This is a genomic window from Chitinophaga ginsengisegetis (genome assembly GCF_900168065.1).
GTDB lineage: Bacteria > Bacteroidota > Bacteroidia > Chitinophagales > Chitinophagaceae > Chitinophaga > Chitinophaga ginsengisegetis.
This window is the reverse complement of sequence record NZ_FUZZ01000001.1, coordinates 1915439-1940579: the sequence shown is the minus strand read 5'-3', so window position 1 is coordinate 1940579 and position 25141 is coordinate 1915439. Positions and strand designations below refer to the sequence as shown.

Annotated in this window: 24 protein-coding genes; 15 read left to right on the top strand and 9 right to left on the bottom strand. The window is 47.4% G+C overall.

Features of this window, described 5'->3' with window-relative positions:
• Nucleotides 1-32: 32 nt before the first annotated feature.
• The 9 genes from B5Z18_RS07680 to B5Z18_RS07640 all read left to right on the top strand — a co-directional run bounded on the left by B5Z18_RS07680 (nucleotide 33) and on the right by B5Z18_RS07640 (nucleotide 10096).
• Complete coding sequence (locus tag B5Z18_RS07680; RefSeq protein ID WP_079468786.1) at nucleotides 33-1256, top strand: DUF6807 domain-containing protein; 1224 nt, start codon at nucleotides 33-35, stop codon at nucleotides 1254-1256.
• Nucleotides 1257-1383: 127 nt separating this feature from the next.
• On the top strand, nucleotides 1384-1692 hold the full coding sequence (locus B5Z18_RS07675) for a hypothetical protein (protein ID WP_079468785.1): 309 nt from the start codon (nucleotides 1384-1386) through the stop codon (nucleotides 1690-1692).
• A 19-nt stretch (nucleotides 1693-1711) separates the two neighbouring features.
• Nucleotides 1712-2239, top strand: a complete 528-nt coding sequence (locus B5Z18_RS07670; RefSeq protein WP_079468784.1) for a hypothetical protein — start codon at nucleotides 1712-1714, stop codon at nucleotides 2237-2239.
• 14 nt (nucleotides 2240-2253) lie between these two features.
• A complete protein-coding gene (locus B5Z18_RS07665) occupies nucleotides 2254-3264 on the top strand; it encodes a DUF3137 domain-containing protein (RefSeq protein WP_079468783.1) in 1011 nt (336 codons plus the stop codon).
• Between the two features lie 371 nt (nucleotides 3265-3635).
• Nucleotides 3636-6077, top strand: coding sequence for an AAA family ATPase (locus B5Z18_RS07660; RefSeq protein ID WP_079468782.1), 2442 nt, complete (start codon nucleotides 3636-3638; stop codon nucleotides 6075-6077).
• Nucleotides 6078-6113: 36 nt separating this feature from the next.
• Nucleotides 6114-6560, top strand: coding sequence for a hypothetical protein (locus B5Z18_RS07655; RefSeq protein ID WP_079468781.1), 447 nt, complete (start codon nucleotides 6114-6116; stop codon nucleotides 6558-6560).
• Between the two features lie 38 nt (nucleotides 6561-6598).
• Nucleotides 6599-7969, top strand: coding sequence for a DUF5458 family protein (locus B5Z18_RS07650; RefSeq protein WP_079470003.1), 1371 nt, complete (start codon nucleotides 6599-6601; stop codon nucleotides 7967-7969).
• 117 nt (nucleotides 7970-8086) lie between these two features.
• The gene (locus B5Z18_RS07645) at nucleotides 8087-8986 is read left to right on the top strand and encodes a hypothetical protein (protein ID WP_079468780.1); all 900 of its coding nucleotides are present in this window, start codon (nucleotides 8087-8089) and stop codon (nucleotides 8984-8986) included.
• A 9-nt stretch (nucleotides 8987-8995) separates the two neighbouring features.
• Nucleotides 8996-10096, top strand: coding sequence for a lytic transglycosylase domain-containing protein (locus tag B5Z18_RS07640; protein WP_079468779.1), 1101 nt, complete (start codon nucleotides 8996-8998; stop codon nucleotides 10094-10096).
• Here the strand turns inward: B5Z18_RS07640 and B5Z18_RS07635 are convergent.
• The 3 genes from B5Z18_RS07635 to B5Z18_RS07625 are packed head-to-tail and all read right to left on the bottom strand — an operon-like array spanning nucleotide 10077 to nucleotide 13423.
• Nucleotides 10077-11903: a type VI secretion system baseplate subunit TssF gene (locus tag B5Z18_RS07635; RefSeq protein ID WP_079468778.1), complete on the bottom strand. Its 1827-nt coding sequence runs from the start codon at nucleotides 11901-11903 to the stop codon at nucleotides 10077-10079. The genes B5Z18_RS07640 and B5Z18_RS07635 overlap by 20 nt on opposite strands.
• Nucleotides 11904-11926: 23 nt before the next feature.
• The gene (locus B5Z18_RS07630) at nucleotides 11927-12358 is read right to left on the bottom strand and encodes a GPW/gp25 family protein (protein ID WP_079468777.1); all 432 of its coding nucleotides are present in this window, start codon (nucleotides 12356-12358) and stop codon (nucleotides 11927-11929) included.
• A gap of 9 nt (nucleotides 12359-12367) precedes the next feature.
• On the bottom strand, nucleotides 12368-13423 hold the full coding sequence (locus tag B5Z18_RS07625; RefSeq protein ID WP_079468776.1) for a PKD domain-containing protein: 1056 nt from the start codon (nucleotides 13421-13423) through the stop codon (nucleotides 12368-12370).
• 232 nt (nucleotides 13424-13655) lie between these two features.
• Between B5Z18_RS07625 and B5Z18_RS07620 the strand changes: the two genes are divergently transcribed.
• From B5Z18_RS07620 to tssD, 5 genes are all read left to right on the top strand, one after another.
• On the top strand, nucleotides 13656-14618 hold the full coding sequence (locus tag B5Z18_RS07620; RefSeq protein ID WP_079468775.1) for a type VI secretion system baseplate subunit TssG: 963 nt from the start codon (nucleotides 13656-13658) through the stop codon (nucleotides 14616-14618).
• 110 nt (nucleotides 14619-14728) lie between these two features.
• Nucleotides 14729-15583, top strand: a complete 855-nt coding sequence (locus B5Z18_RS07615) for a TssN family type VI secretion system protein (protein WP_079468774.1) — start codon at nucleotides 14729-14731, stop codon at nucleotides 15581-15583.
• Nucleotides 15584-15593: 10 nt separating this feature from the next.
• On the top strand, nucleotides 15594-16769 hold the full coding sequence (locus tag B5Z18_RS07610) for a hypothetical protein (protein WP_079468773.1): 1176 nt from the start codon (nucleotides 15594-15596) through the stop codon (nucleotides 16767-16769).
• Between the two features lie 129 nt (nucleotides 16770-16898).
• The gene (gene tssO, locus B5Z18_RS07605; protein ID WP_079468772.1) at nucleotides 16899-17423 is read left to right on the top strand and encodes a type VI secretion system TssO; all 525 of its coding nucleotides are present in this window, start codon (nucleotides 16899-16901) and stop codon (nucleotides 17421-17423) included.
• A gap of 154 nt (nucleotides 17424-17577) precedes the next feature.
• The gene (tssD, locus tag B5Z18_RS07600; RefSeq protein ID WP_079468771.1) at nucleotides 17578-17964 is read left to right on the top strand and encodes a type VI secretion system tube protein TssD; all 387 of its coding nucleotides are present in this window, start codon (nucleotides 17578-17580) and stop codon (nucleotides 17962-17964) included.
• A gap of 87 nt (nucleotides 17965-18051) precedes the next feature.
• On the opposite strand, the gene B5Z18_RS07595 is transcribed toward tssD, so the two are convergent.
• From B5Z18_RS07595 to B5Z18_RS07575, 5 genes are all read right to left on the bottom strand, one after another.
• Nucleotides 18052-18810 carry an MBL fold metallo-hydrolase gene (locus tag B5Z18_RS07595; protein WP_079468770.1) on the bottom strand — a complete coding sequence of 253 codons (759 nt, stop codon included), beginning with the start codon at nucleotides 18808-18810 and terminating at the stop codon, nucleotides 18052-18054.
• Nucleotides 18811-18846: 36 nt separating this feature from the next.
• A complete protein-coding gene (locus B5Z18_RS07590; protein WP_079468769.1) occupies nucleotides 18847-19293 on the bottom strand; it encodes a DoxX family protein in 447 nt (148 codons plus the stop codon).
• An 82-nt stretch (nucleotides 19294-19375) separates the two neighbouring features.
• Nucleotides 19376-19954 (bottom strand): Crp/Fnr family transcriptional regulator, encoded by a 579-nt coding sequence (locus B5Z18_RS07585; RefSeq protein ID WP_079468768.1) that lies wholly within the window; start codon nucleotides 19952-19954, stop codon nucleotides 19376-19378.
• Entirely contained in the window at nucleotides 19955-20911 is a 957-nt protein-coding gene (coaA, locus tag B5Z18_RS07580) for a type I pantothenate kinase (protein ID WP_079468767.1), read from the bottom strand. It abuts the gene before it with no gap.
• A gap of 9 nt (nucleotides 20912-20920) precedes the next feature.
• Entirely contained in the window at nucleotides 20921-22276 is a 1356-nt protein-coding gene (locus tag B5Z18_RS07575; RefSeq protein WP_235015887.1) for an NAD-dependent succinate-semialdehyde dehydrogenase, read from the bottom strand.
• Between the two features lie 136 nt (nucleotides 22277-22412).
• Between B5Z18_RS07575 and B5Z18_RS07570 the strand changes: the two genes are divergently transcribed.
• Nucleotides 22413-23588 (top strand): MFS transporter, encoded by a 1176-nt coding sequence (locus B5Z18_RS07570; RefSeq protein ID WP_079468765.1) that lies wholly within the window; start codon nucleotides 22413-22415, stop codon nucleotides 23586-23588.
• A gap of 57 nt (nucleotides 23589-23645) precedes the next feature.
• Here B5Z18_RS07570 and pyk read toward each other — a convergent pair whose 3' ends face one another.
• Nucleotides 23646-25133 (bottom strand): pyruvate kinase, encoded by a 1488-nt coding sequence (gene pyk / locus B5Z18_RS07565; RefSeq protein WP_079468764.1) that lies wholly within the window; start codon nucleotides 25131-25133, stop codon nucleotides 23646-23648.
• Between the last annotated feature and the right edge of the window lie 8 nt (nucleotides 25134-25141).

Below are 25141 nucleotides of genomic sequence, written 5' to 3'. Positions count from 1 at the left end.
CGTATTTTTCAGGGAATCTACTGGCGCGTTATATGAAAAAATTCCACCTGTTATCGTTACTATCTGTTTTCTTTTATACCGGCACTTATGCACAGGTAATTGCACACTTTACTGTAAAGGCAGGGAAACTAAACCGTTATAACAGTATTGTATATACGGGCGTTCCTTCATCTGCCACCGGTCCGGTAGTGCTGGAAGAAATAGCCGGCAATAAACGTATACCCGTTGCCGTTAGCCGGCAGGCGGGCCAGCTTTGCTGGATTCTTACAGGAGCCACTGCGGCCGGTGCAGAAAGGAAGTATGAACTGAGCAAAGGTAAGGGCACCGCCGGCACCCTTATGAAAGCGCTTCGCCAGGATGGGCACGTACTGCTGGAACAATCCGCGGAGCCTATCCTGCAGTATAATTTTAAAACGGTGCCCGCGCCTGCCGGTGCAGATACCGTGTATAACCGCAACGCATTTATCCACCCGCTCTGGGCGCCCAATGGAGTCGTGCTCACCAACATCTTCCCCAACGCTGGTCACCGCCATCATATGGGCATCTGGAACCCGTGGACGCATACGCTTTTTGAAGGACGTGAAACTGATTTCTGGAACGTGCAGAAGAAAGAAGGTAAGGTTCGCTTTGCCGGTAAAATGGAAACCTTTTCCGGAAATGTATGGTGCGGATTCAGCGCCAGCCAGGATCATATCGCATTGCTGAAAGATGGTACCGAAAAAACAGCCATTCATGAAACCTGGCTGGTACAGGCGTATCCCGCCACCAATGATGGCGCCCGCCGCCTGTGGGATTTTACTTCTACTTTTACACCGGCAACTCCTACCGGCATCACGCTGCTGCAGTACCGCTATGGCGGCGGATTCGGATTAAGAACCACTGCCGACTTTACGGATAAAACAAGCCAGGTGCTTACCTCCGAAGGCAAAACGCGCCGCGACGCCGACAGCACCCGTGCCCGCTGGGTAAAAATATCCGGCGCCACCCCAAAGGGAAAGGCAGGACTGCTGATCATGAACTATCCTGATAATTTTGATTCTCCTGAACCGCTGCGTGTATGGCCCGAAAATGCGGAAGGCGGCGAACTGATGTTCAATTATACCCCCACCCGCATGAAGCCGTGGCAGCTTTATCCGGATGCCCGCTACCAGCTGAAGTACCGGGTAATGGTGTACAACGATGATATCACCGCGGAAGAAGCAGAGGCGGCCTGGCAGGATTATGCGTATCCCCCGGAAGTGATCACAGCGCCGTAATGTGTTTGTGAATTATCTCTTTTTCATTTATTTTCGTAACGTGAGTGATTCGGTTTCAATTCGGTTAACCTCGGAGAAGCCATGTGAACAACAGCCCTGTATTTAATAACCCTTAACCATCATCCAAATGAGTAATGTAAATGAACCTGGTAAAGACGTGCGTCCCGACAGTCCTGAAGAAGACGATGATCCGCCTTCCTGGGGTGGCGTTATTGTTGGCTTGTTACTCGGCATAGCAGGTATCGTGCTGATCTTCTACCGTTATAAACAATTTCACGCCATTAGCGACGCCAGTATCAGTATCACCAAAATTGAAATGCTGATCTATAAAGTAACAGGTGAAAGCATCTGGGCACTGATGGCTGCTTATGGGCTGGTAGCGCTGGCAGGATTCTATCTTGCTATCAGTAATTACAGCAAACTGCGGGCAAAATAATTTTTCAAAACCGTATCTGATGAATAACTTCTCCGAGCTGAAAACAACGCTGCTGGAAATCCATGAAAAAGACAGAAAGCAGACCATCACCGCCCTCATTACCGCAGAAGTATTGGCGGTACTGGTGTTTGGGCTCATCGGCTACAGCATCTTTGCCGGTAAAAGCACTGAAACACCTACAGCCGTTCTTTTTATACTGCTGTTTATGCCGGTAGGCGTATTGATCCCCTATCTTTTTATGTTTGCACAGATCAGGAAACGGCCGGAGAAAATTAATGATTTGGTGAGCCGTCTTGAAAGAGGCGAAGCTGTGAATAACGTGAACACCTATACGGACTATAAACTTACTTTGCCACTGCGGATTATCAGGGTGCGTTTATTTCCTATGGAATATGCGCATATACAACTGGGACAAAGCCGGTCGTTTTTCAAACTGCCTTTGTCTGCGGAAAATGTGCAACCGTTTAAAGCGCTCATCAGCCAGCCATTTACAGGCGAGGTGGTAAACAGCATAGGTGGCACTGCTGCACACTGGTCCTCTAACTGATAACAGCAATTGTAATGAAAACACTGGAAGAATTCAATGCCTTCCTGGATCAGCAGCTCGGGGATGAAGTAGAGTCGCTGGAACAGCAGCGTATTACCGGCCGCAACTGGGTACGCCGGATGTGGGTCGCCTCCCTGGTGCCGTTTGCTATTTTTGTTTTTTTTATGGTGCGTTTTTCCCTGCAACCCGCTTCGGGAAATGAAGGGAACAGAACGTTTATTATAGTTGCACTGGTACTGCTCGTTACCCTGGGCGGTTATGTAACACGCTATTTTATGATGAAACGGGGAGGGGTAAACGAAGCAACAGATTACCGGCCTGATTTTAAGAACAGGATTGTAAAACCGCTGATCAGCTTCCTCCATCCGGACTATCACTACCAGCCTCTCAATCATGCCAGCTACGAAGAGTTTACAGAAAGCGGGCTGTTTGAAAAGAAAGCATATCAGATGACCGGTAACGACCAGGTGTATGGTAAATTGGGAGAGATGAATTTTCAGTTCTGCGACCTCACGGTGACGCATATGCCGGTTGTAACCGTACGCGGACAAGGACCGGATACCGTTTTCTGCGGCAGCTATTTTATCGCGCAATTTCCACGGTACTTCAGTACGCCGGTGTATGTGCTGTCACGTAACAATAACGCTGCCGGCGACGGATATATCCAAACCTGGCATCTTGGTAAGAAAGTGTTACCGGCTGATGCCGCTTTTAATAAACTATTCATGGTGTATGCCCCCGATGATGCGGCAGCACAGCAGTTGCTTACGCCGGCGCTGATGGAAAGGATTGTGGCGCTGCATGAACGCACGGCAGCGAAATTGTTTATTTCTTTTTATAATAACCGTGTTTACGTGGGCATTGATCATGGAACGGATTACTTTGAAACGACCCTGAATAAGTCACTACATAACCGGCAGATGCTGAATAATTTTTACCTGGATTTTATGTCTATGTTACAACTGGCAGAAGACCTGAAAAGTAATCTGCCTATCTGGACGTCCCGTTCATTTTCCCCGTCGTGAAAATTCCGGATGAGTATGCCTGGATTTTTTTTCGGGAGATATAAAGACCGCACGTTCCTATTTAATTGGTAGACATCCTCCCTATATCCGCTGTTATTTTTTAATGATTATTTATATTAGTAAAATATTAAATAATATTGTTTGATTATTGACGTTCTTTAAAACCCTTTACTGTATTGTGTTTGGTGGGTTTTATTTATTGCGGGGGATAAGATATATATCCGGTGCCGGTGCGCTTAAAAAAAGAGTGCATTTTTTTCCGGAATGAATTCTATGTATATGTTTTCGCTGTATCTTTACTTTGCTTCCAAAAGAGGCAACCCGGTAATTGTAATTGTTAACTGAATTCTGAAAAACCTGGAATCATCCAAATGACCCTGTCAACCTTGACCATATTCGGCCCGGCATTGCAATCTGCTATTAGAATTGCAACAGCCATTGCAAAGGAGTATCATCATCCGCAGTTTACGCCTGCGCACTTATTGCGCGCCTGTTTGCATAAGGAAACAGGTCTGGCTCCTGCATTGCATCAAATGGATATCGATGTATACTACCTGGAAGAATGGGCGGAAGTGCGGCTGGATGAGATGCCCAGGGCATCGCGTATTCCGGATGAACCGGAGCCCGATGAAGCCGCAGCCGCAGTGTTGAATGAGGCCATCAGCATAGCGCAGGATAACGACAGTGAACCGGATGCGTGGAGCCTGCTCATCGCTTTGTGCACACCGGGTGTGGGCTTTTCCTATGAGCAACTCAAAACATTTCCGTTCACACGCGACCAGCTTATAAGCGCCGGCAAAAAGGGGAAAGAAACCAATACTGCTAATACCGTTGCGCCGGGCGTTATCAAACCGGGCGCACTGAAATATGTATATCGTATCACCGATCCGCAACTGCTGAAATCCTTTCACCCGGTAATTGGCCGCGACGGGGAAATCAGGGCAGTAACGGAAGTGCTTACACGTAAAGACCGCGCCAGTGTACTGATCATTGGTGAAGGCGGGGTAGGGAAAACCGCAATGGTAGAAGGATTGGCCCGCGCCATTGTGCAGAAGCAGGTGCCGCTGCAGCTGCAATCCTCTGAAATTTACGCACTGGACTATGGCGCATTTATAGCAGGCGCCGCCTATAAAAGTGAACTGGAAGACCGTCTCCTCCAGATCATCCAGCAACTCAAACAATCAGGCAGGCATATCCTCTTTATCGATAATCTTCACAGCCTGCTGGATAAACAATCCGGTACCGGCATGGCCAATGTGCTGAAAGCAGCGCTGGGTAAAGGAGAGATCATCCTGATAGGAACCACCACACCGGAAGGTTTCCGTAAACTTATTGAGCCGGACGCTATCCTGCGGCACCGTTTTGAAACGATTACACTGGCAGCGCCCGATGAAACGCTGGCAGGAAGAATGGTAAGTGCCGTGGTGCCGGTGTATGAAAACTTCTACCAGCTCAAAGTTTCACCCGAAGGGATATACGAAGCCATCCGTTTGTCAAAACGTTACCTGAAGGAAAGAAGCCTGCCGGATAGCGCCGTAAACCTGCTGGACCGCACAATGGCCGCAGTTAGAGCGATGGAAGATACCAGCCAGCCGCTGTTGCAAACTTTACAACAGGAATTTGCTGATCTGAATAGTAAGGAATCCTTACAGGAAGCAGATTTTCATTGGTTTTACCGCCAAATGAAAGAAAGACTGGGTGTACTGTTATCATCCCGTTTGCATACAGATACCGATCCTGATAAGATAACATCTGTTCCGGAACTGCAATCTTCATTGCAGCAATTACTGGAGCAGCTGGAAACAATAGCCGCCAACCGGCAGGAGGAAGTAACCCCGGTGGATCTGGCCACCATGATAGCTGCCATAACAGGTATTCCCCTGGGGAAGGTGCAATCGCAGGAAAGGGAACGGCTGATCAATATGGAAGCGCAACTGCGCAAACGCGTAGTAGGGCAGGACCATGCCCTCAAAGCAGTAGCAGATGCGATCCTGGAATCCCGCTCCGGCCTGAGCCGCCCCGGGCAACCAATAGGCTCCTTCTTTTTCCTGGGGCCAACAGGAACCGGTAAAACGGAACTGGCAAAATCACTGGCGGATTTTCTCTTCCAGGACGAACGCTCCATGATCCGTTTCGACATGTCGGAATTCAAGGAAGAACACGCCGCAGCGCTGTTATATGGCGCCCCTCCGGGATATGTGGGATATGAGGAAGGCGGATTACTGGTAAATAAAATACGGCAACAACCCTACGCAGTAGTGTTGTTTGATGAAATAGAAAAAGCGCATCCGTCTGTATTTGATATTTTTCTGCAGATCATGGATGAAGGGAAGCTGCACGACAGGCTGGGAAAAACAGGCGACTTCTCCAATGCGCTGGTGCTGTTTACCTCCAACATAGGTAGTGAAGCCATTAGCCGCTCCTTCCAGGAAGGCGTGATTCCTGCTTCACAACAGCTGATGGAGTTAATGGCCCGCCACTTCCGGCCGGAGTTTTTGGGCAGGCTCACGGAGATCGTTCCCTTCGGACCTATCCAGTCTGCCAACGTAGAAAAGATCTTCGATATTCATTTACAGCATTTACTGCAACTGCTGGAGCAACAGCAGATCAGTTTTACCGTAACAACAGATGCCCGCCGGCACCTGGCGCTGATGGGATATTCTCCCCAGTATGGCGCAAGGCCGCTGCGGGAGGTGATACGGGGACAATTACGGAAGCCATTGTCGAGAATGATCATCGACGGCAGCCTCCGGAAAGATATGACGGTAACACTGGATATAAAAAATGATCAGTTAGACTGGACAATAATTTGATGATTGTCAGATTCCAAAATTCTAAATTTATCTCAAATGAACGACAACTACGGAATTGGCGGCACAGAAGTGAAGCTGGACGCCAACGAAGCCATCGCGGAAATTTCGCACAACCGTACCTTGTTTGCTGAAAAGTTAACCCAGCAGGCACCTGTTAAACCGGAAATAGTGGAAGGGCTTACTTCCGTAGAAAGTGTGTTTGAACACTTCAAACCGGCAGTGAATGTAAGTTTCCATGATGCAGAAGGCCGCCCTGTGCCGGAAAAATTACAGTTCCACCACCTGGGCGATTTCGGCGTAAAAGGTATCACTGCACAAAGCGCTTTTCTGAACGACCTGGCCACTGAAAAGGAACAGTACCTGAAAATTATGAAACAACTGAAAACGAATAAGATCCTGAAGTCAGCCCTGGCAGATCCGGACGCCCGTAAAGCCATGCTGAACGCTATTCGTGGAATGATGAAAGACCTTAATACCAAATAATTAACCGTTGCCTATACGGGAACATAACCTCAATGATTATGGCAGAATTACAGAAAAACGAGGAACTGCAGAATGAAAGCCTGTCTTCACAGCAATCTGAAGTAAACCTTGCCGGAAGTATTGAAGACCTGGCAAAGTATGGCGGCTTCGACCTGCTGGAAGCAGCCGTGGAAGGTGCGCAAAACCTTAACCCCGATCGTAAGGCGCGCCGCAATATCTTTTTGACCGAAGCCGGCAAAAAAACAGAAAGAGATAAATTAAAGAAGATACTGTCCCTCTGGGAAAAAGTATTGTCCGAAACAAACGAACTGCCTGAAATGGTGGACTACTGTACGTCTCATGCAGAAGAAGCGGAGAAGGTGCTGTCAACTAATCTCGGGGAAGCAGTAGAGGCTACCCGCGAGCTGGAGCAGTCGTACCGCAATGTGGCCCTCTTCTTCAAAAATACAGAGTCGGACAAGGTGAAGAATATATCCTTCATCAATGTGGAACTGGAGCAGCTCAAAGACCTGGATAACACCCGGTTTATTGATGCCATCAGTACCGAACTGGTGAACAACTACGATCGCCTGGATCTTCGCACCAACTACAGCCTGCTGGTGATTCCCGGCTACCTGGGCTCCAACAAGGTGATAGAGAAATGGGCAAAAATTGCGCATGAAAACAAAGCCATGCTGGTAACAGATTTCGCGCATCTCGACGCACCGGATGATGTAATGGAGATGTTTGAACTGGCGAATCTGACCGGTGGGGAAATTCATCGCTCCAATGTAATCATGTCCTGCAACTGGCTGGTTGGCCGCGGGAAATTTGATGAAGTGGGAGAGCAGGAACACCTGTATGTACCACCTTCCGGCGCACTGGCAGGTAAGATCTATAAAACCCTGATGTCGCAGGTGACCGCCGGTAAGAAATTCGGTGGCATGAACGAAGTAGATGGGGTGAAATTTGAACTGAAGAAAAGTGAAATCGCCAGCCTGGAAAAAATGGGCCTGGTACCAATGGTGAAAGAATACGGAAAAGTGATGGCGTTCAGTGCCAAAACACTGTTCAACGGGGATAACCTGGGGCTGCAAACCTATTCGGTAGTACGTGTGTTCGACTTTGTAACCAAAGTGCTCATGGACTTCCTGAACCGCAGGGCCTTTGAAAATTTCAACGCCAATACCCGCAAGGACCTGATGAAACAGATCATCCGCTTCCTTGATGGCATCACCGGGCCGGACAAGCTGATCGAAGATTTTAATATCCGCCGTTTCGAGCAGGACCCGATACAGAAAGACCGTATCCACCTGGATATACATCTGAAGCCTTATTTCCCTGCCAAGAACTTCCTGATCAAAATGGAGGGGCAAAGAGGCGATGATGCGGCAGATTGGGATACTACTTACGAACAGGATGGTAAATAGCCGTCAGCGGTCAGCTTTGGGGCTTAAATGTGCATTTGGGAGTAACCTCCCATCCCGGAGCTGATTGCTTTAACCCCCGTAGATAAAATATCATAAGCATTAAAGCCAATTGAAACGATGAAACATGTGCTGTGCAGTTTGCTGCTTTGTTTGTTAATCACAGGCGCCTTGTCAACGGTAAGTGCCCAAACGGGCACAGATAGTATTCTGACCACCAAGGGGGCTGTGACGCTGATCACATCCGGTGCGCCTATCAGCACTTTCCAGATCGGCGACGGGAAAAACACCGACTACGATTACCGTATCGTGGATGGTAACATGGTTTTTCTGCGCCCTATAACGCCTACTCCCCGGCCTACCAACCTGATAGTGAGAGAGGGAGAAAATATCCACTACATGATTATTGCCTTCCGCGATAAAGTGGACCTGGCCCGCCTGAAGTATACGCTGTCCGGTAAAACCAAAACAACCGGCGCGTTTACCACACCAGAAACAGCGCCACAGGCGCCCCGCGCCGGCTATGGCGAAAGGGACGGACAAATCTCCCTGGCAGAAGTGCCCGAAGAAACCGGACACCTGATCAGTGTTGATACCGTAACAGTTGGTAAAATTGCGGAAGACTTCGGGAAAGACCGTAAAGTGAACCGCCAGTATGAAGTGAAAGTGGAAGATGTGAGCGTTGGATATGCACAGGCCATGACACTGAACAACATGAACTACTTCTGTTTCCGTATCCGCAATAAAGGAAAGGTACCCTTTGAAATAGTGAAGACCAGCCTGCTGCACAAGGAAAAGAAAGATACCGCCCTGCTGCATGCAATGCCTATCCTCTATAAAAAGGGACCGGAAACCATAGCGCCAAAAGAAGAGGCCAACGAAGTATTTGTGGTGCCTTCCAAACAATTCAGGAAGGAAGATGAAGTGATCATTGTACTGCAAACCACCGAAGGAAAACAACAGCTGGTATTGTATGTACCGGTAACCGTGTTCCCGAAATACATGCTGGCGAAGCAATAGAAAAACCAAATGAAGAAACAGGTTGTTCTGATAGGAATACTGCTGTTGCTGTTGCCGCGTTATACCACGGCGCAGCAGGTGGATTTCTGTGGTGAGGTGGTGCCAATGGAAAGGGACTTTGTTTCTTACCGCCTCATGGATGTTATTAAACGCAACCTGCGCTACCAGGGCTATCTGCCGGCACTGCGGCTGAAAGCGGAACAATATTTCCCGGTGATAGAACCCATATTGCAACAATACCAGGTACCACTGGATTTCAAATACCTGCCTATTGTGGAAAGCGGTTTAAGCAATGCCACCTCACCTGTTGGCGCACAAGGCGTGTGGCAGATCATGCCCGGTACTGCTGCTGAACTGGGACTAACCGTTAGCGCAGGTTACGACGAAAGGAATCATCTGATCAAAGCCACACACGCCGCCTGTAAACTGATACGGTTATTACACCAGCAGCTCAACTCCTGGACACTGGCCGCAGCAGCCTATAACGCCGGTTCGGGCAACATCTCCCGGAACATAAAACGCCAGGGGAGCAGTGATTACTACCAGCTACTGCTGAATAACGAAACAGCCCAGTATATCTATAAGATCATCGCTATAAAACAGCTTTTTGAAAGTCCCGAATTATACCTGCCGGGTTTTGGATATAATGTGTTCAGTAAAAGTTCTGCTAACGGTTCCGTCTTCTCTACGCCCGCACCAGTAAGCAAAGCGGGCGACAAAGATTTTAATTCTATCCGTATCTCTGTAGGTAAACAGGCCATTAGCCGGCCGGCAATGGTGACATATGCTGCCCGGCTGAAAATCAGCAAAGCCTTTGAAGATGGCCAGCTGATAAGCATCCAGCTATTGGACGATCTGCAGGCGAATGGCGTGTACATCCGCAAAAATGCGAGCCTCTCCGGCAAAGGCTGGATGGTGGGCAGCCGGATCTATGTGGATCTTGGCTTTGAAAATGCCGTAGTGTTATATGCCGCGGATGGCAAAAAAGGAGTGCCCGCCGACTTGCTGAAAACCGGCGGAGATGTACAGTTGCGCGGAAGAAGCGATAACAGGAGCGCTATTTCGGCACTCTCTTCACCAGCTGACGCACTTACATCAATACTTCATTAATAAACACCCGGAACGGAAAAGTATTGCTGGACTTTTCTTCCAGCTGTAAAAGCAATTCCTCTTTCATGTATTGCAAATTGGCAGCAGGATAACGTTCGGTTTGCTGGAATAATGAAATACGGATATCAAGCGTACGGCTGTAACCCGCATTCATACCAGGCTGCAGGGCCATCCCTTTAACAACAGCGGCCGATTTCATTTCCCTTCCGAAAATAGTACGGCAAAGCGCCTTGATATCTTCCGGGGTAACCACACGGTTGTGCGACAGTAAATGAGAACGGTACAGGTTAATTTTCTCATCAATATTCAGCCTGTCTTTTCCCCCCTGCGTATTGCTCAGCAGTGTGATACTGTTGGGACGGGCATTGATGCTGCCATATTCCAGCAGCCGCGTACCCATGCGGATGTTATTCGCGGCGGTGCCGTTGGTAGAATAGAATTCCAGGAAGATGTATTCTGCATTTTCTTTGGGTTTCACCATCACATAAGGAATATTTCCTTTATTGTTACCGGGTTGCAGCTGTTCTTCCAGTGAGGCAATCAGCTGATGCAGTTCCCGCATGCGGTTGGTAACAAAATCATTCTTTACTTCTTCAAATAAAGAGCTTTCGTCGCGGATCACTTCCACGAGGTATGCAATCACTTCTTTGGCTTCGCGGGTATCAAAACGCCCGATGCCACTGCTGCGGATCACCAGCTCCCCTTCCTGCATTTGTCCGGCTGTAGAGAAGTTGCGCACATAATAATCGGTTCCTTCCAGATCGTACACGCGTTTGATATCAAAGAAGATATCCGGTGTTTGCAAAGGAATGATATTCAGATAACGATTCAGTTTCATGGACTGCTCGTTATTTTTTTTGTTGATAACCGGGAAACAGTTGATGCTGCAATACAGGTCTTCCAGCAGGGTATGGTGCAGCGCTTCGGGAAACTCGATGCGTAACCAGTGCACCTCTTTGTTTAAGCGGGCGGTATCCTGACCAAAGATCCTGGTGAGGGCTTCCGGTGTGCGGGAGGCCAGAGGAGGCTGCGTATCCGTGATGGTAAGGAAGTGACGGCGGAAACGTTGCAGGATATGCTGGCTGTAACGGGAGTTATTATTTACCGCCACCTGGATCATATTATCAGTTTCTTCTTCTGCCACGCTCCGGCTGTGGTGATAGCCGCCTTTTATCATCAGTTCCCTGTTGCCGCTGAATACTTTTGCCAGCGGGAGATAGTGATAAAACATTTCCTGCTGATGGATATTCCGCAGGTCAAAAAAGAAGGACATGCCTTCCCAGGAGTTCGGTACATCTTCCAGTGAAATGCCTATCCATAAATGATTTGGGGCCATATCCGGGAAAACCTGACCCTGTAATATCTGCTCTTTGAACCAGTGATCGCGGGTTTCGTACAGCTTATTACCAATGGCCATGTATTGTACTTGTCCGCGGAACAGGCGGTGACTGGTCACTGGCGCAAAGAACAGGTCGCGGTTATGCGTGCCTGATTTGGTATGATGATAAAACTGGTGATCGGCATGAATATCGGCTACCGGCTCAGTAGCAATGGCGTGGAGGATGCCATAGGCAGGCTGACTGCTGGTAATTGGTTCCGGCATCATGATCTGTGCGAGCCGCTCCACCAGCCGGGCATGTGAAACGTCTACTTCTCCTGAAATTTTCTCCAGCTCGCTGGCACAGGCTTCCAGCAGCAGTTGCACTACCGGGTCGAAAGAAGTTTCCACTTCAGCATCCGGATATCCCCATAAACGTGCAGCTGTTTTCAGCATGCGGTCTTTTATTCTTTCTTTTTTTTCTTTCATGAGAGTGGTTAATAAACAAGTAATCAATCGTACGACAACGGGCTGATGTAAAAGAAGCTGCTGTACTGAAACGGATGATTGTTTTTGGTAACGTTTCCTGAAACGGTTACCCGGATCTTCTTTTTCATCTTACGGGTAGATGGCAGCAACAGCTCTTCCTGGTTCACAGCGGCCACTACCCTTATTTGCGAAATCCGTTTTTCGTACCGGGTAATGGATGCTTTAACCGCATTTTCTATCTGTTCTTTTACTTCGTTATTGGAAGCTTTGATGTCAAAGTCGCTGTCCCACCATTGGCAGCCGTAATTGGGATCATCTTTATTTTCCCCCAGTACGGTAGTAATGAGCAGATGGATATGCTGTGCGATAGAGTCTTCCAGCGAAATGGCCGGCATATCTTTTTTCTGCAGCAGCTGCGAAAAGTCGATGGGTAATTGATAATATTTTCCTTTCATGATATCAGCTTAAAATATGCCCAGCACTTTTTTGCGGTCGTACATGATGAGAATTTCCTTTACACATCCTTTCTCGTCTTTTGCCAGGTTTACTCTTTCGATCTTGAATTTCTTCTTTCCATAAATCCGTTGGCAGAAGTGCGTGAAGTTATCCACGTCGTTGGTATTGAGTACTACTCTTGCGTTGAGGTTATTGCAGAGGTATTGAGCGAAGTCGTTAGCCGTTTTTTGTTTCAGCGTCACCTGGGTGAGCATGTATTTAAACTCATCATCGGAGATGGTAGGCCGTGGCTCTTCTTTCTTTACCGGTGCTTCCGGCGTTGGTGCAGGCAGTGGTACCGGGTTAAAGGCCGGTTCGGGCTGCTCTTCATGCTGCGGGGCTCTTGCAGGGAATACGGTGATATGTTTCAGTACCATATGGCTGCTATCGCCGTTGATGATCAGTGACAGGGTTCTTTCCCCGGGAGAGGAGAAAGTATAGGTAACAGAAGAACCGCCATGAGGCTCTGCATTATCCTGCAACAGGCGCCAGGTCCAGCTTTTGGCAGTTGGAGTAGAGTTGGTAAAGGTAACCGGCCGGCCTGCAAATGCTTCAGCGGGGCCATCAATAACCGGGAAGATATCGGGCTGACTGCTGGTGGCAGCAGGTGTATTCATGATTACCAGTACTTCTTTACGCCAGGTGCATTTGCCGGAAGTGAGGGTGATCATATAGCTGCCGGCTTTGTTAAAAGAGTGGTATACCTGTCTGCCGGTGGCCCTGGCACTGGAGTCGCCGAATTCCCAGGAGTAGTCTGCAATTTTTTTATCAGCGCTTTCTGCATTAAAGGTGATCACTTCTCCTACGGCATATGCTTTACTGTTACTATTTTGAATATGACTGAGTTTTATATCTGTATTACTGCAATCTTCCCGGCCGTCGAGCTGAAAAGCCAGCAGCACAATGCTAATGAGGAACAGGCCCAGGAAGGTCCACAGTACCATCGGGTCAACATGACTGGCAATTTTTCCAAAGGGTCTGAATGAATTTACCTTGCGTTCATTTTCGGGTTTACGGGGGGCCATCGGTTTTTCAGGTTTTTACAATTTTAGTGTTTTTTTTAGATAAATTGCCAAAGATAAATGACCGTAGAAAAAATTTTTTCCCGGTTCAAAATTTAAGCCGTAATATTCATAATAATAAAATCAAACCGCTATTTTTGTTACTGGAGTTGTTAGCCCGGAACCATAGACGAAAGATAGTTATGCTAACAGTTTACCGCTAATAGCAGAATCAGAGAAACCTAAATATGACCTCATGGTAAATAATGCGCAGAAGGCTGCCGTGCTGGAAGAAGTGATTGACCACGTCAATGCTTTACCATACGACGTAAGAGCCGAGGTAGTGGTGGGGGAATTACTCGATAATCATGTGCGGGAGGAGGAAATTGTAGTGCAGTTGCAAAATGTGTTTACCCGTTCTTTTGCAACAGATATTACAGGGGTGAAGCTGGACGACAGCCAGCCCTATCAGCCGTTTATTAGTTTTTCCCTTTCGCGCGATGGTATTTACGACCGGCTGCCGCAGGGAATGTTTCATGAATTTAAGCAGGAGCCCTCTTCCAGGCAGAACGCTGTTGCCGAAATGGTGGTGCGGTATAAAAGGCAGCAGCAGCAGCAACAGCAGGCGCGCCGCTTTTTTCAGCCCCTGGAAAATGAGTTCTTCCTGCAACGTGTATACCTGGAGCAACGGGAAAAGCACCTGTTGTTTGATGTATTCGGCAAGGATACGGACCAGTTATTTCATGAATTCTGGAAGTTGCCCGCCGGGCTTCCTGATGCCGCCGTGAACAGGCTGGTAAAGCTGTTACCATATGTTCACCGGATAGCAGGTAACATGACCCTGGTTAAACTTTGCCTGGAACAGGTATTGGAGGAAACCGTAACAATCAGCTGGCAACGCCAGCCACAGATGGTTAGCACAGGGAACAGTGTTCCGCTGGGCGAATGTATGCTTGGGGTAGATGCGATGGTAGGAACAACGTGCTATACGGATATGCCGGTAGTAACGGTGAGTATAGGCCCGGTAAAACGCCAACGGATATACGATTACCTGCCCTGGCAACCCTATGGGAAGCTGCTGGAAACCTGCTATGGCTACCTGTTTCCGGCGGATGTGGAAATTAATACCTTGCTGGTGCCTTCTTCCGGGGAGAAAAAAGTAATCCTGTCCGATAAGCAACCTGAGCAGGGAATTATGGGTTATAATTTTTTTCTCTGAAAACAGCGGGCAGCAGCTTACATGGAATCATTTTTGCTATTAACGACCATCTGAAAAAACCTGAAATGTTAGTACCCAAACCCGAAAAACCTTGACATACCAACAGAACTATGAGATACACCGCTAAGTTTTATATCATGCTGGCCGGCGCCCTGGCTATAGGCTCCTTTATAGTGGCTCTGCTCAGCAGGTACATCAAAAATTTCAGTCTTTATAAGAAGAAAGCACTGCTGTATTTAGTGTGTATGACGCTGGTATTTGCTGTAATCAGTTCCATTCCTTTCCTGTTTACCCACCAGAACCTCATGAACCAGTATCTCTTTTATGAAGTATGGTTCCTGGGATTAGGTGTAGTGCATTGTCACTTTATGTATACCCGCTTCTGGGCCAATGAAACCACCCTGGTATCTGAACTGGCTTTTATACTGGCCATCTGGTTATTTGGAGGCGCCGGATTTGTGTTGGTAAACCGCTTCCTGGATAAGGACACCTTTCTTTACTATCCGATGCTCACCAGCATGTTTTCCTTTGTACTGCCCACCTTCGTTTATAAAACTTTTGAAAAGATGATGGCCATCCCGGTAAAGGTGCATAAGTGGTGGCAGTATCCTGTTTATAAAGATGTACCGGAAGTGAATGAGGAAGAAATGAAAGACCTGATTGTCATTGGCCTGGAAATGGAAAAAGGACCGCTTGACAACAGCCGTACTTACTTCCGCGCACGTACCCCCATCAAGATGGACCTGGGCGACCTGTTCTATCATTTTATCAATGACTACAACGACCGTTATCCCAATACCCCGATTGATTTTGTGGATCACACCGGGCAGCCCTATGGCTGGGTTTTTCACCTGAAACCACGCTGGTTTGGCAGCGCCAAAACACTGGACCCGAATAAGGCCGTGTTTATGAATGGCATCAAAGAAAACAGTGTGATTATTTGCAACAGAATTATGTTATCGTAAAAGCAGTATTATGGCAGAACCGCTAAAGCATTTTCCCGTTAACTGGGTTGATGGTATGAAGATAAAAAAGCAGCATTTCATTGATACGGAAAATGCTTTGCTGGACCAGATCAGGGATGCATTGGCGTGTGGTATCCATGCACTTAATTATGGACTGCTGCCACCCAAAGCAGAAAATAAAGAGTCGCTGCGTTGCTGGTTTGTAAGCGACAACCAGCAGCAGTGGAGGATCAAGCTAACAGAGTGCCGTGCGGTAACCCCTGGCGGCGGCCGTATTGAGATCCCTGAACATACCGTGCATTCATTGAAGTATGCCACCACTTTTCCGGAGGCCACTTATACCTGGGACCCGCAGCACACAGAAAACACCTACTACATCTTAATACAGGTAAATCCCTTTAACAGGCAACCCAGCGGAGAACCTTTGCTGGATGAAGATCCGCCAAGACTGCCTTATGCTACACCGGAATACAGCCTTTATGTGGCGCCGGCGTCGCAGCTGCCTTCTGGCCAGTTAGGCAGCTACCAGATGGTGCTGGGCCGCATCAGCGTGACCGACGGCCGCCCACAGATGGATGATGATTACATTCCACCCTGCAGCATTGTTAGCGCGCATCCTGCACTGATAGATCTCTTTCATGAACTGGATCAGTTCCTCGGACAAATGGAGTTATACGGCGTGCATATTGTGCAGAAGATCTATGGCAGAAACCAGCAGAATGACCTGGCGCTTGTTGTGTTGTATATCACCGAAAAAATGGTACAGTTTCTCGGTACCAGGATCACACAATTCAGGTGGCTGGCATTACAGCAACCACCGGCTCAAATGCTGGAAATTATTGCGGGCCTGGCCCGCACCATGAAAAATGCTATTGATCAGCGTGCCGGCGCAGGTAAAGAGGAACTGCTGAACTACTTATCCGAATGGTGTGAGCTGCGTCAGGGTGAACTGGAAACACTCATGATCAACTGCGCCAATATCAAGTATAAACACCTGGATGTAAGAGAGTGCCTGCAACCAATGATTCCTTTTGTAAGGGCTGTGAATAAACTGTTTGAAAGCCTGAGCAGGCTGGATTATATCGGACGCAAGCAGGACAGCAATATTTTCGTAAAAGAAGAATCACAGGAAGATGCAGAATATCTGCGGAAGCATAAAACCAAACGCTGGTTTTTTACAGACTAATATGGTTACTGCAGTAATATAACGGCTACCATAAAAGGTGTAGGCCGGCTGCCATAACACTATATGTTTCAACAGGAATTCAGCAGATAAATCAACAAGATAATTTCCATCAAAAAAACGATCCGCAATATGCAAGTATTAAACAGGCAGGAAAGAAATGTTTCCTTTATTTGGTTCCTGTTATTTTTCATCATAACAGTCGCCTTATTTGTATTGGCCGTATTCTTTAATTACCAGGTGCCTGCCAGGGAAAACGCATCCCTGCGGAAAGAATTAACTTCATTCAGGGAAGAGCAGGCGTTCCAATCGGAGTTCCTGCAAAAGCTGGATAAGGTAAAACATAACCTCGATTCTATTAACCTGCCTAACCAGAACGCGAATTACATGGATCAGGTGATTGCCGCATCCCTGGCGGATATGCGCAACTCTATTCCAAAAAATGCGGTAACGCATTATGGCTTGTATGATAACATTGTACAGAACTGTTTGTCGTTGCAACAAACAAAACAACAGCTCCGCGAACTACAGAATGCACAACAAAATATTGCAGGTTTGAAAGAGCAGGTGGCCGACCTGAATGCGAAGCTGGAAAGTAAGAGCAGGGACCTTGATAACTGCAGGCAAATGATGTTGTTAAACAGCCGCGCTCACTAACTTTAAGAAGGGTATTAATCCGGTAAATATTGGAATAATAATTATTTGTTAGGAATCTTGACTATTAAAATTTTCATCCTATATTTGGTACTTATAATTCATAAATAAATACTAATTATTTTTTCTTTATTGTAACCTTAAAAATTAACCCAACATGTCATTCAAAGCCAAATTTGAAGCCGGCGGCAACGAGTACAATGTACAGCATGTCGCCTACGATCTCACACAAGAAGTAGATGCAACCGGTCGCCCTTCAGCCATTACGCGTGGCGGACGTATTAAGCTGACCGTAGAATCTACCGGAAAAACAGATCTCTTTGAGTGGATGGTAAACAACTTTGAAAGAAAAGATGGTACCATTACTTTTTACAAAAGAGACACTGATTCCAAACTGAAAACCCTCGAATTTAAAGAAGGGTATCTGGTAAAGTTTGAAGAGTCTTTTGACTACGAAAACAAAAACCCAATGGTAATTTCCTTTACCATTTCGGCCCGTGAAGTTAGCATGGGTAATGCAAAACATGTTAATGAGTGGGTATAAAAACTCCTTACATTATGCAGAAAGGGCTGTCACCGGAAGGTTACAGCCCCTTTTTTTTGCGGGCAAAAGCTCCGCATGAAATCCTTTTTATGAAAGACTAATCCATTCACCTTGTTCAGGGATAATCGCCGACAACTGTTCAGCGGCAACAGCTTCCCTCAGCGCTTCCCTGCTGAGGAAGCAGTGATTAATAGCACCCATATGCACCGCTATTACTTTCGGCTGCGTGGCATGCCGGATGGTTTTAATAACGTCTGCTGCAGTCATGGTGATAGGATCTCCCTGCAGGAATTGTGCAGCGCCTGCATTTACTACCACGTAACCGGGGCGGAAAGTATCCAGCGCAGCCACTACGTCCTCACACCAGATCGTATCACCGGCGATGTATAATGTAGTGTTCCCCTCTTTCAGTACAAAGCCGGAAACAGGTGCCATCATTTTACCTATTTCACCAGTGCCATGTTGCCCGCCTGTACGGGTAATCTCTATGTTTTCCCAATTAACCGATGTAACAACAGGAATCACCTGCGTAAAAGCCTGTTCCCTGATAACGGCCTCGTCTTCCGGCTGACAAAACAAGGGAATACTTTTAGGCAGTATAGCCTGTGCCGTTACATCCCAGTGGTCACGGTGCCGGTGGGTAACCAGTATAGCATCCAGGGAAGATAACAATTGTTTTAAAGCGTCGTCGTCGAGCGGAAGGTCGGTCATGGGATTCCGGATGCTGTTGGCTGCGTTGGGAACGGGGTCCAGGCTGTCTTTAACGCCGAGCATGGGATCAACCAGTATTTTCTTATTATTCCATTCTATCAGCAATGTGGCATTGCGTAAATAATGTATGCGCATGGTTAAATTTTTTATAGCATGGCATAAAGTTATTGATTAATTGATGGCCCACCATATCCATAAAATATAAACAGGTTGAAATAATAAGCGGCTCCATATGTACCAGGGTTTTGAAGGTAATCCACCAGGCGCCGGTAAGTTCAGCACTGCCACGCGGATGTTGGCGGGAAACATGGCTACCAGGAGTATTATTAATCCCCATCCGGCATAATATTGTGTAGCAGGAAACAGCAAACCTGCACCCAGCAGTATTTCCAGCGCCCCGGTAAACAGCACCATGAATAAAGGGTACGGGATCATTCCTTCAATCATATAAGTAAGCTTGCGTGGTTTGAGCAGATGCGTAACCCCTATCATGAGAAACATAACGGCAGCGGATATACGGGCATCCGCAGGGAGTTGCTGTAACAGCGGAATCTGGAAGATATAACCAATCGCCAGTAATAAGAGGGCAATGCTGCATAACCCGGAAAAGAAAGCCATTTGTATATTTTTTAGGACTCAAAGATCCACATCTTCCGGAGGAATAAAACTAACAAATGTTAGTTAATGGAGAGGGAGCAACTCAGGTGCTTCTTTTTTTCCTGATCCGGCTTAAACTCTCCGGCTCAATTCCCAGGTAGGAAGCAATTTGTTTGACAGGAATATGCTGCACAACTTCCGGGTGTTCGTGCAGCAGCTGCGTATACCGCTCCTGTGCGGAGTACTGCAGGAAGGATAGTTCCCGGTTGTATTTCCGCAGGTATTGCTGCTCGGCTATCAGTCGCCCGATCTTCTCCGCCTGGTGGGAGGTGCGATACAACTGTTGCAGATCAGCATAATAACAGGCGTATCCACTTACCGGCGTAACCGCCTGTAAACTAACCGCAGCGGGCTTTTGTGTAATGAAAGAGGCATAAGAAGTAGTGAAGTTGTGTGGAAAGGCAAAGTCCATACTGATGTCTTTACCGTCGTGGAGGGTATATACCCGCACTACTCCTTCTTCAATATAATAAATGGCGTTGGCAGTTTTACCGGCTTCCGACAGGTGATCGCCTGCCGGAAAAGTTACCGGCTGCAGGATGGCTTTAAACAGTTCCCAGTGAACTATTGGTTCCTGCAGCAGTGCCTGCAGCTGTTGCCGGATAATTTCTGTGCCTTGCATTCAGGTCTTCCTCAATTGAATGGATTGAACGAAATGATGATGACCTTTTTCCAGGATCAGGCTGGCGCGGTAGCGGGTAGGCGCAATATTTTGTTCCAGGTTAGGCTTGTTGATATCGTCCCATATTTGTGTGGCCAACTCAATAGTGGCAGCATCAGAAAGGTGTGCATAACGGTGGAAAAAAGACTCCGGGCTCTGAAAAGCAGTTCTGCGCAGGGTTTCAAAGCGCGCAATGTACCACTTGCGGATATCTTTTTCTGCAGCGTCTACATAAATGCTGAAGTCAAAGAAATCGGATACGAATACAGCGGGATCTTTTTGTTGCTGACGGTGACGAACCTGTAACACATTCACGCCTTCTACAATTACAATATCGGGTTGCTCAATCCATTGCAGCTGGCCCGGCAGGATATCGTATTCGAGATGGGAATACAGCGGCGCTGCTACCTTTTCTTTGCCTGATTTTACATCTGCCAGGAAGTGGATCAGTCTTTTGATATCATAACTTTCCGGGAAGCCTTTTCTGTTCATGATATTATTGGCTTCCAGTATTTTGTTGGGATACAGAAAACCGTCCGTTGTTACCAGGTCTACCCGCGGATGATTGGGCCATGCCTGTAATAATTTCTGTAACACCCTGGCGGTGGTACTTTTTCCAACGGCCACGCTTCCGGCGATGCCAATAATATAAGGCACTTTATGTACCTGGCTGCTGAGAAAATTGCTGGTGGCGGTATGCAGTTGTTGCGATGCTGTTACATATAAGTTGAGCAGATGTGCCAGCGGAAGATATACCTGTGTTATTTCTTCCTGTGTGAGTGGTTCGTTCATGCCGTGCAATGCTTCCAGGTCATAATCCTGTAGTTGCAGCATGGCATCATCGCTTCTTTCTGCCCATTCTTTACGGGAGAAACTGATATAGGGAGTATAGCGGTCGCGTTTCAGAGAGGTGGTCATTCCAGTGCTTTATTGTTGTATATAGACAGTCTTTACATTCAGAAATTCGTGTGTGCCTTCCAGTGATAGCTCCCGTCCGTAGCCCGATTGCTTTACGCCGCCGAAAGGTAAGCGTGCATCGGAGCGAACCATCGCATTAATAAATACGTTGCCGCTTTCTATCTGTGTGGCCAGTTGTGCCGCTTTGTCGAGATCGCTGGTCCACAGTGCTGCGCCCAGTCCAAATTCCGTTTCATTGGCCAGTGCAATAGCATCCGCTTCATCTGCAGCTTCGATGATCACTGCCAGCGGACCAAAGGTTTCTTCTTTGAAAGCAGTCATTTTGTTGGTAACCCCGGTAAGCAGGGTAGGTGCAAAGTTACAGCCTTCATGCGTGCCACCCAACTCCAGCTTTGCGCCCTGGTTAACAGAGTCCTGTAATTGTTTGGCCAGCTCCTCTGCCAGGTCGGGGCGGGCCATCGGGCCCATTTGTGTGCTTTCCTGTGTGGGATCTCCCTGTTTGAGGTCCTGTAAAATCCGTTTTACTTCCGCAGTAAACGCAGGAACAATATCTTTTTCTACGATCCACCGTTTTGCGGCAATGCACGACTGACCAGCGTTTTGCATACGGCCCTGTACTGCTGTTTTAGCGGCGGCTTCGAGGTCGGCATCTTTCAATACAATAAAAGGATCGCTGCCACCCAGCTCCAGTACCGTTTTCTTAATGTATTTCCCGGCAAGCGCAGCTACACTTTTACCTGCGGGCGTACTGCCGGTAAGGGTAACGCCCTGCACACGGGGATCTGCGATAACGGGTTCTATATCTTTGGAAGATATGAGTAACGACTGGAAAGTACCGGCGGGAAAATTACTTTCAGAGAAGATTTTTTCGATGGCCAGTGCGCAGCCGCTTACATTGCTGGCATGTTTCAGTATGCCGGTGTTACCGGCGAGGATATTGGGAATAGCAAAGCGGAATACCTGCCAGTAGGGGAAGTTCCAGGGCATAATGGCCAGGATAATTCCTTTGGGTTCGTACGATACATAACTTTTATACGCGTCCGAACCAATAGGTTTGTGTGCCAGCATTTCCACGATATTTTCCGCATAATATTCTGCGGAGGTAGCGCATTTCAATACTTCGGCCCGTGCTTCTTTCAGCGTTTTTCCCATTTCCTGTGTGATCAGCGCGGCATGTTCATCTGCATTGTCTTTCATGGATTGCGCTACCTGCATCATCCATTGCCGGCGTTGTTCCAGGGGAATCTGTAATAACTCCCGGTAAGCTTTATGACCCAGCTGCAATTTTTGCTCTATTTCTTCCGGTGTGTGTGCTGTATATACAGCGATGGTTTCCTGCGTAAATGGATTGATGCTTGTAAACATACTTATAGCATTTAGCTGTGCGTGAATAGTCAGACAAATTTACCGTTTTCCGGTAAAAGCTCGTCTTAAAAGCTAAAGCGTAACTGCTAAACACGAAAAGGCTATCTTTGCATCTCTCGGAAAACAGTACAATTTTATGGCGCTTAGCAGATGGAATATCATGATAATGGCCCTTTGCACAGGGCTGATCGTTGCCAATATTTATTACAGCCAGCCTTTACTGGTGTTGATGAGCGACGAATTTGGCGTATCCGAAAGTAACGCAGGACAGGTCACATTTTTTACGCAGGTTGGATATGCGCTGGGCCTGTTATTTTGTGTGCCGCTGGGCGACAAACTGGAGCGCAAGTGGCAGATCGTAGTGATGACACTGGCGGCGGTAGTGGCGTTGGTGGCAGCTGCGGAGTCTGTAAACATCACCATGCTGAAAATTACGGGTTTGCTGATTGGCTTTACTTCGGTAGTGCCGCAGCTGATATTGCCACTGGCGGCGGGCCTTTCTGATCCTGCAAGTCGTGGTAAAGTGATTGGTACTATTATGAGTGGCTTACTTGTGGGTATCTTATTATCCCGTACGCTCAGCGGCGTAGTAGGGCATCATTTCGGATGGCGGGCCATGTTCTGGATAGCTGCCGGTATCAGTGCTTTGCTGGCGGTAATCATGATCGTTTCCTTTCCTTCGAGTAAACCGAATTTTAAAGGAAGTTACGGCGACCTGATGAAATCTTTGCTTACGCTGATCAAAGAACAGCCGGTATTGAGAGAGGCTTCCGCTATTAATGCCTGTTGCTTCGGCATGTTTGGCATGTTCTGGACAACGGTGGTGTTTTTATTATCAGATGCTCCTTTTAAATATACCAGCGAACAGATCGGATTAATGGGACTTGCAGCTGCTGCCGGCGCTTTGGGCGCTCCATTGGTAGGACGGATTGCAGATAAAAAGAATCCGCGTATTGCTGTTGGTTATGGCATCATCTTTTTGTTTCTCGGTTATTTTCTCTTCTATATTTTCAAAGCCAATATTATAGGTATTATCATTGGTATCATCGCCATTGATCTCGGTTTGCAGGGCATACATGTATCCAATCAAACCCGCATCTACACGTTGTTACCGGATGCAAGGAACCGTTTGAACACGGTATTTATGACAACCAGCTTTATTGGTACGTCACTTGGTTCCGGCATCGGGTTGTGGGTATGGTCTTTTGCGCAATGGAATGGTGTATGCGTGGCCGGTACTGCACTGATCACTATTGCCCTGATCATTTACCTGGGCACGTATAAAAAAACGAAAGGAGCGGTTACTGCTTAAAAAAAAGCGGCGGAAAGGAACTTCCTCTCCGCCGCTTTACTAAATCCTTATAGCTTATTAGTCCACTTTCGTGATCTTCAGCATGTTTGTTGGCAGGTGTTCTTTAACAGGGGTGCTACCGGTGTTAACGGCTACATCTCCTGACTTGATGAATCCTCTTTCTTTCAGGATATTGATCTGATCGAATACGATATCATCCAGGCTTTCTTCTTCTTCGTAGTAGAAAGCGCGTACGCCCCAGCTCAGGCTCAGCTGATTTACCAGTGATCTTTCTTTGGTGAAGATATAGAGCGGGCTGCGTGGGCGGTAGCTACTCAGCATAAAGCCGGTGTAACCGCTCTGGGTCATACCAATGAGGGCATCAGCGTCCAGGTCTTCCGCAATTTTACAGGCGTTGTAGCACAGTGCATCGCTGAGGAAGGTAGGAGAGTGACGGTGAGGGATCAGGTTACGGTTGTAAATGATCGCTTCTTTTTCCACTTCCTGGATAATTTTATTCATGGTCTGGATAACCAGTTCCGGGAACATACCGGTAGCGGTTTCGCCGCTCAGCATTACCGCATCAGCACCTTCCAGTACAGCGTTTGCCACGTCGGTGATTTCACTACGGTTTGGACGGGTACGGTCCATCATGCTTTCCATCATCTGTGTAGCCACGATAACGGGTTTTGCACGGTGAATGCACTTGCGGATGATATCTTTCTGGATCATCGGGATCTGCTCTACCGGCAGTTCCACACCGAGGTCACCGCGGGCAATCATCACGCCATCACTTTCCCAGATAATTTCTTTCAGGTTCTGGATAGCTTCAGGTTTCTCAATTTTAGAGATCACCTTCATTTTAGAATTACGTGCTTCCAGGCGTTTGCGTAATACAGCCAGGTCTTTTACGCTTCTTACAAAGGAGAGCGCTACCCAGTCGCATTCCTGGTCGATGATGAATTCCAGGTCGATAATATCTTTATCTGTCAGCGCCGGGAGGGAGATTTTGGTATCCGGGAGGTTAAAGCCTTTTTTGGAAGACAATACACCTGGCAGGGAAACTTCAGCTTTGATTTCGCCGCTGGCAGTGATTTCTTTTACAATTGTCTCGATTTTACCGTCGTCCAGCAGAATTTTCTGGCCAACTCTAAGATCTTTGTACAGGTCAGGGTAGGAAACGTAAATTTTTTCCATGTTGCCCACCAGCTTTTCGTTTACGAAAGTGAGGATATCACCTTTCTTCAGCGGGAGCGCATTGTTTTCGATTTCACCCACACGCAGTTTTGGTCCCTGCAAATCGGCCAGGATGGCTACTGTGTATGGTTCTGTTTTATTGATCTGGCGGATATATTCAATAATCCGCAGTTTATCTTCGTGCGAGCCGTGTGAAAAGTTGAGGCGGAAAACGTTAACGCCGGCTTTCACCAATGTCAGTAAGCCTTCATAGGTATCGCATGCCGGGCCAACAGTGGCCACGATTTTTGTTTTGTGCGAAGAGTGCTCTCTACCCGCAGCGTTATCCATCTGCTTGTGATAGTATTTCGAAAGATCCTTTGTACTCATAAGTCTAA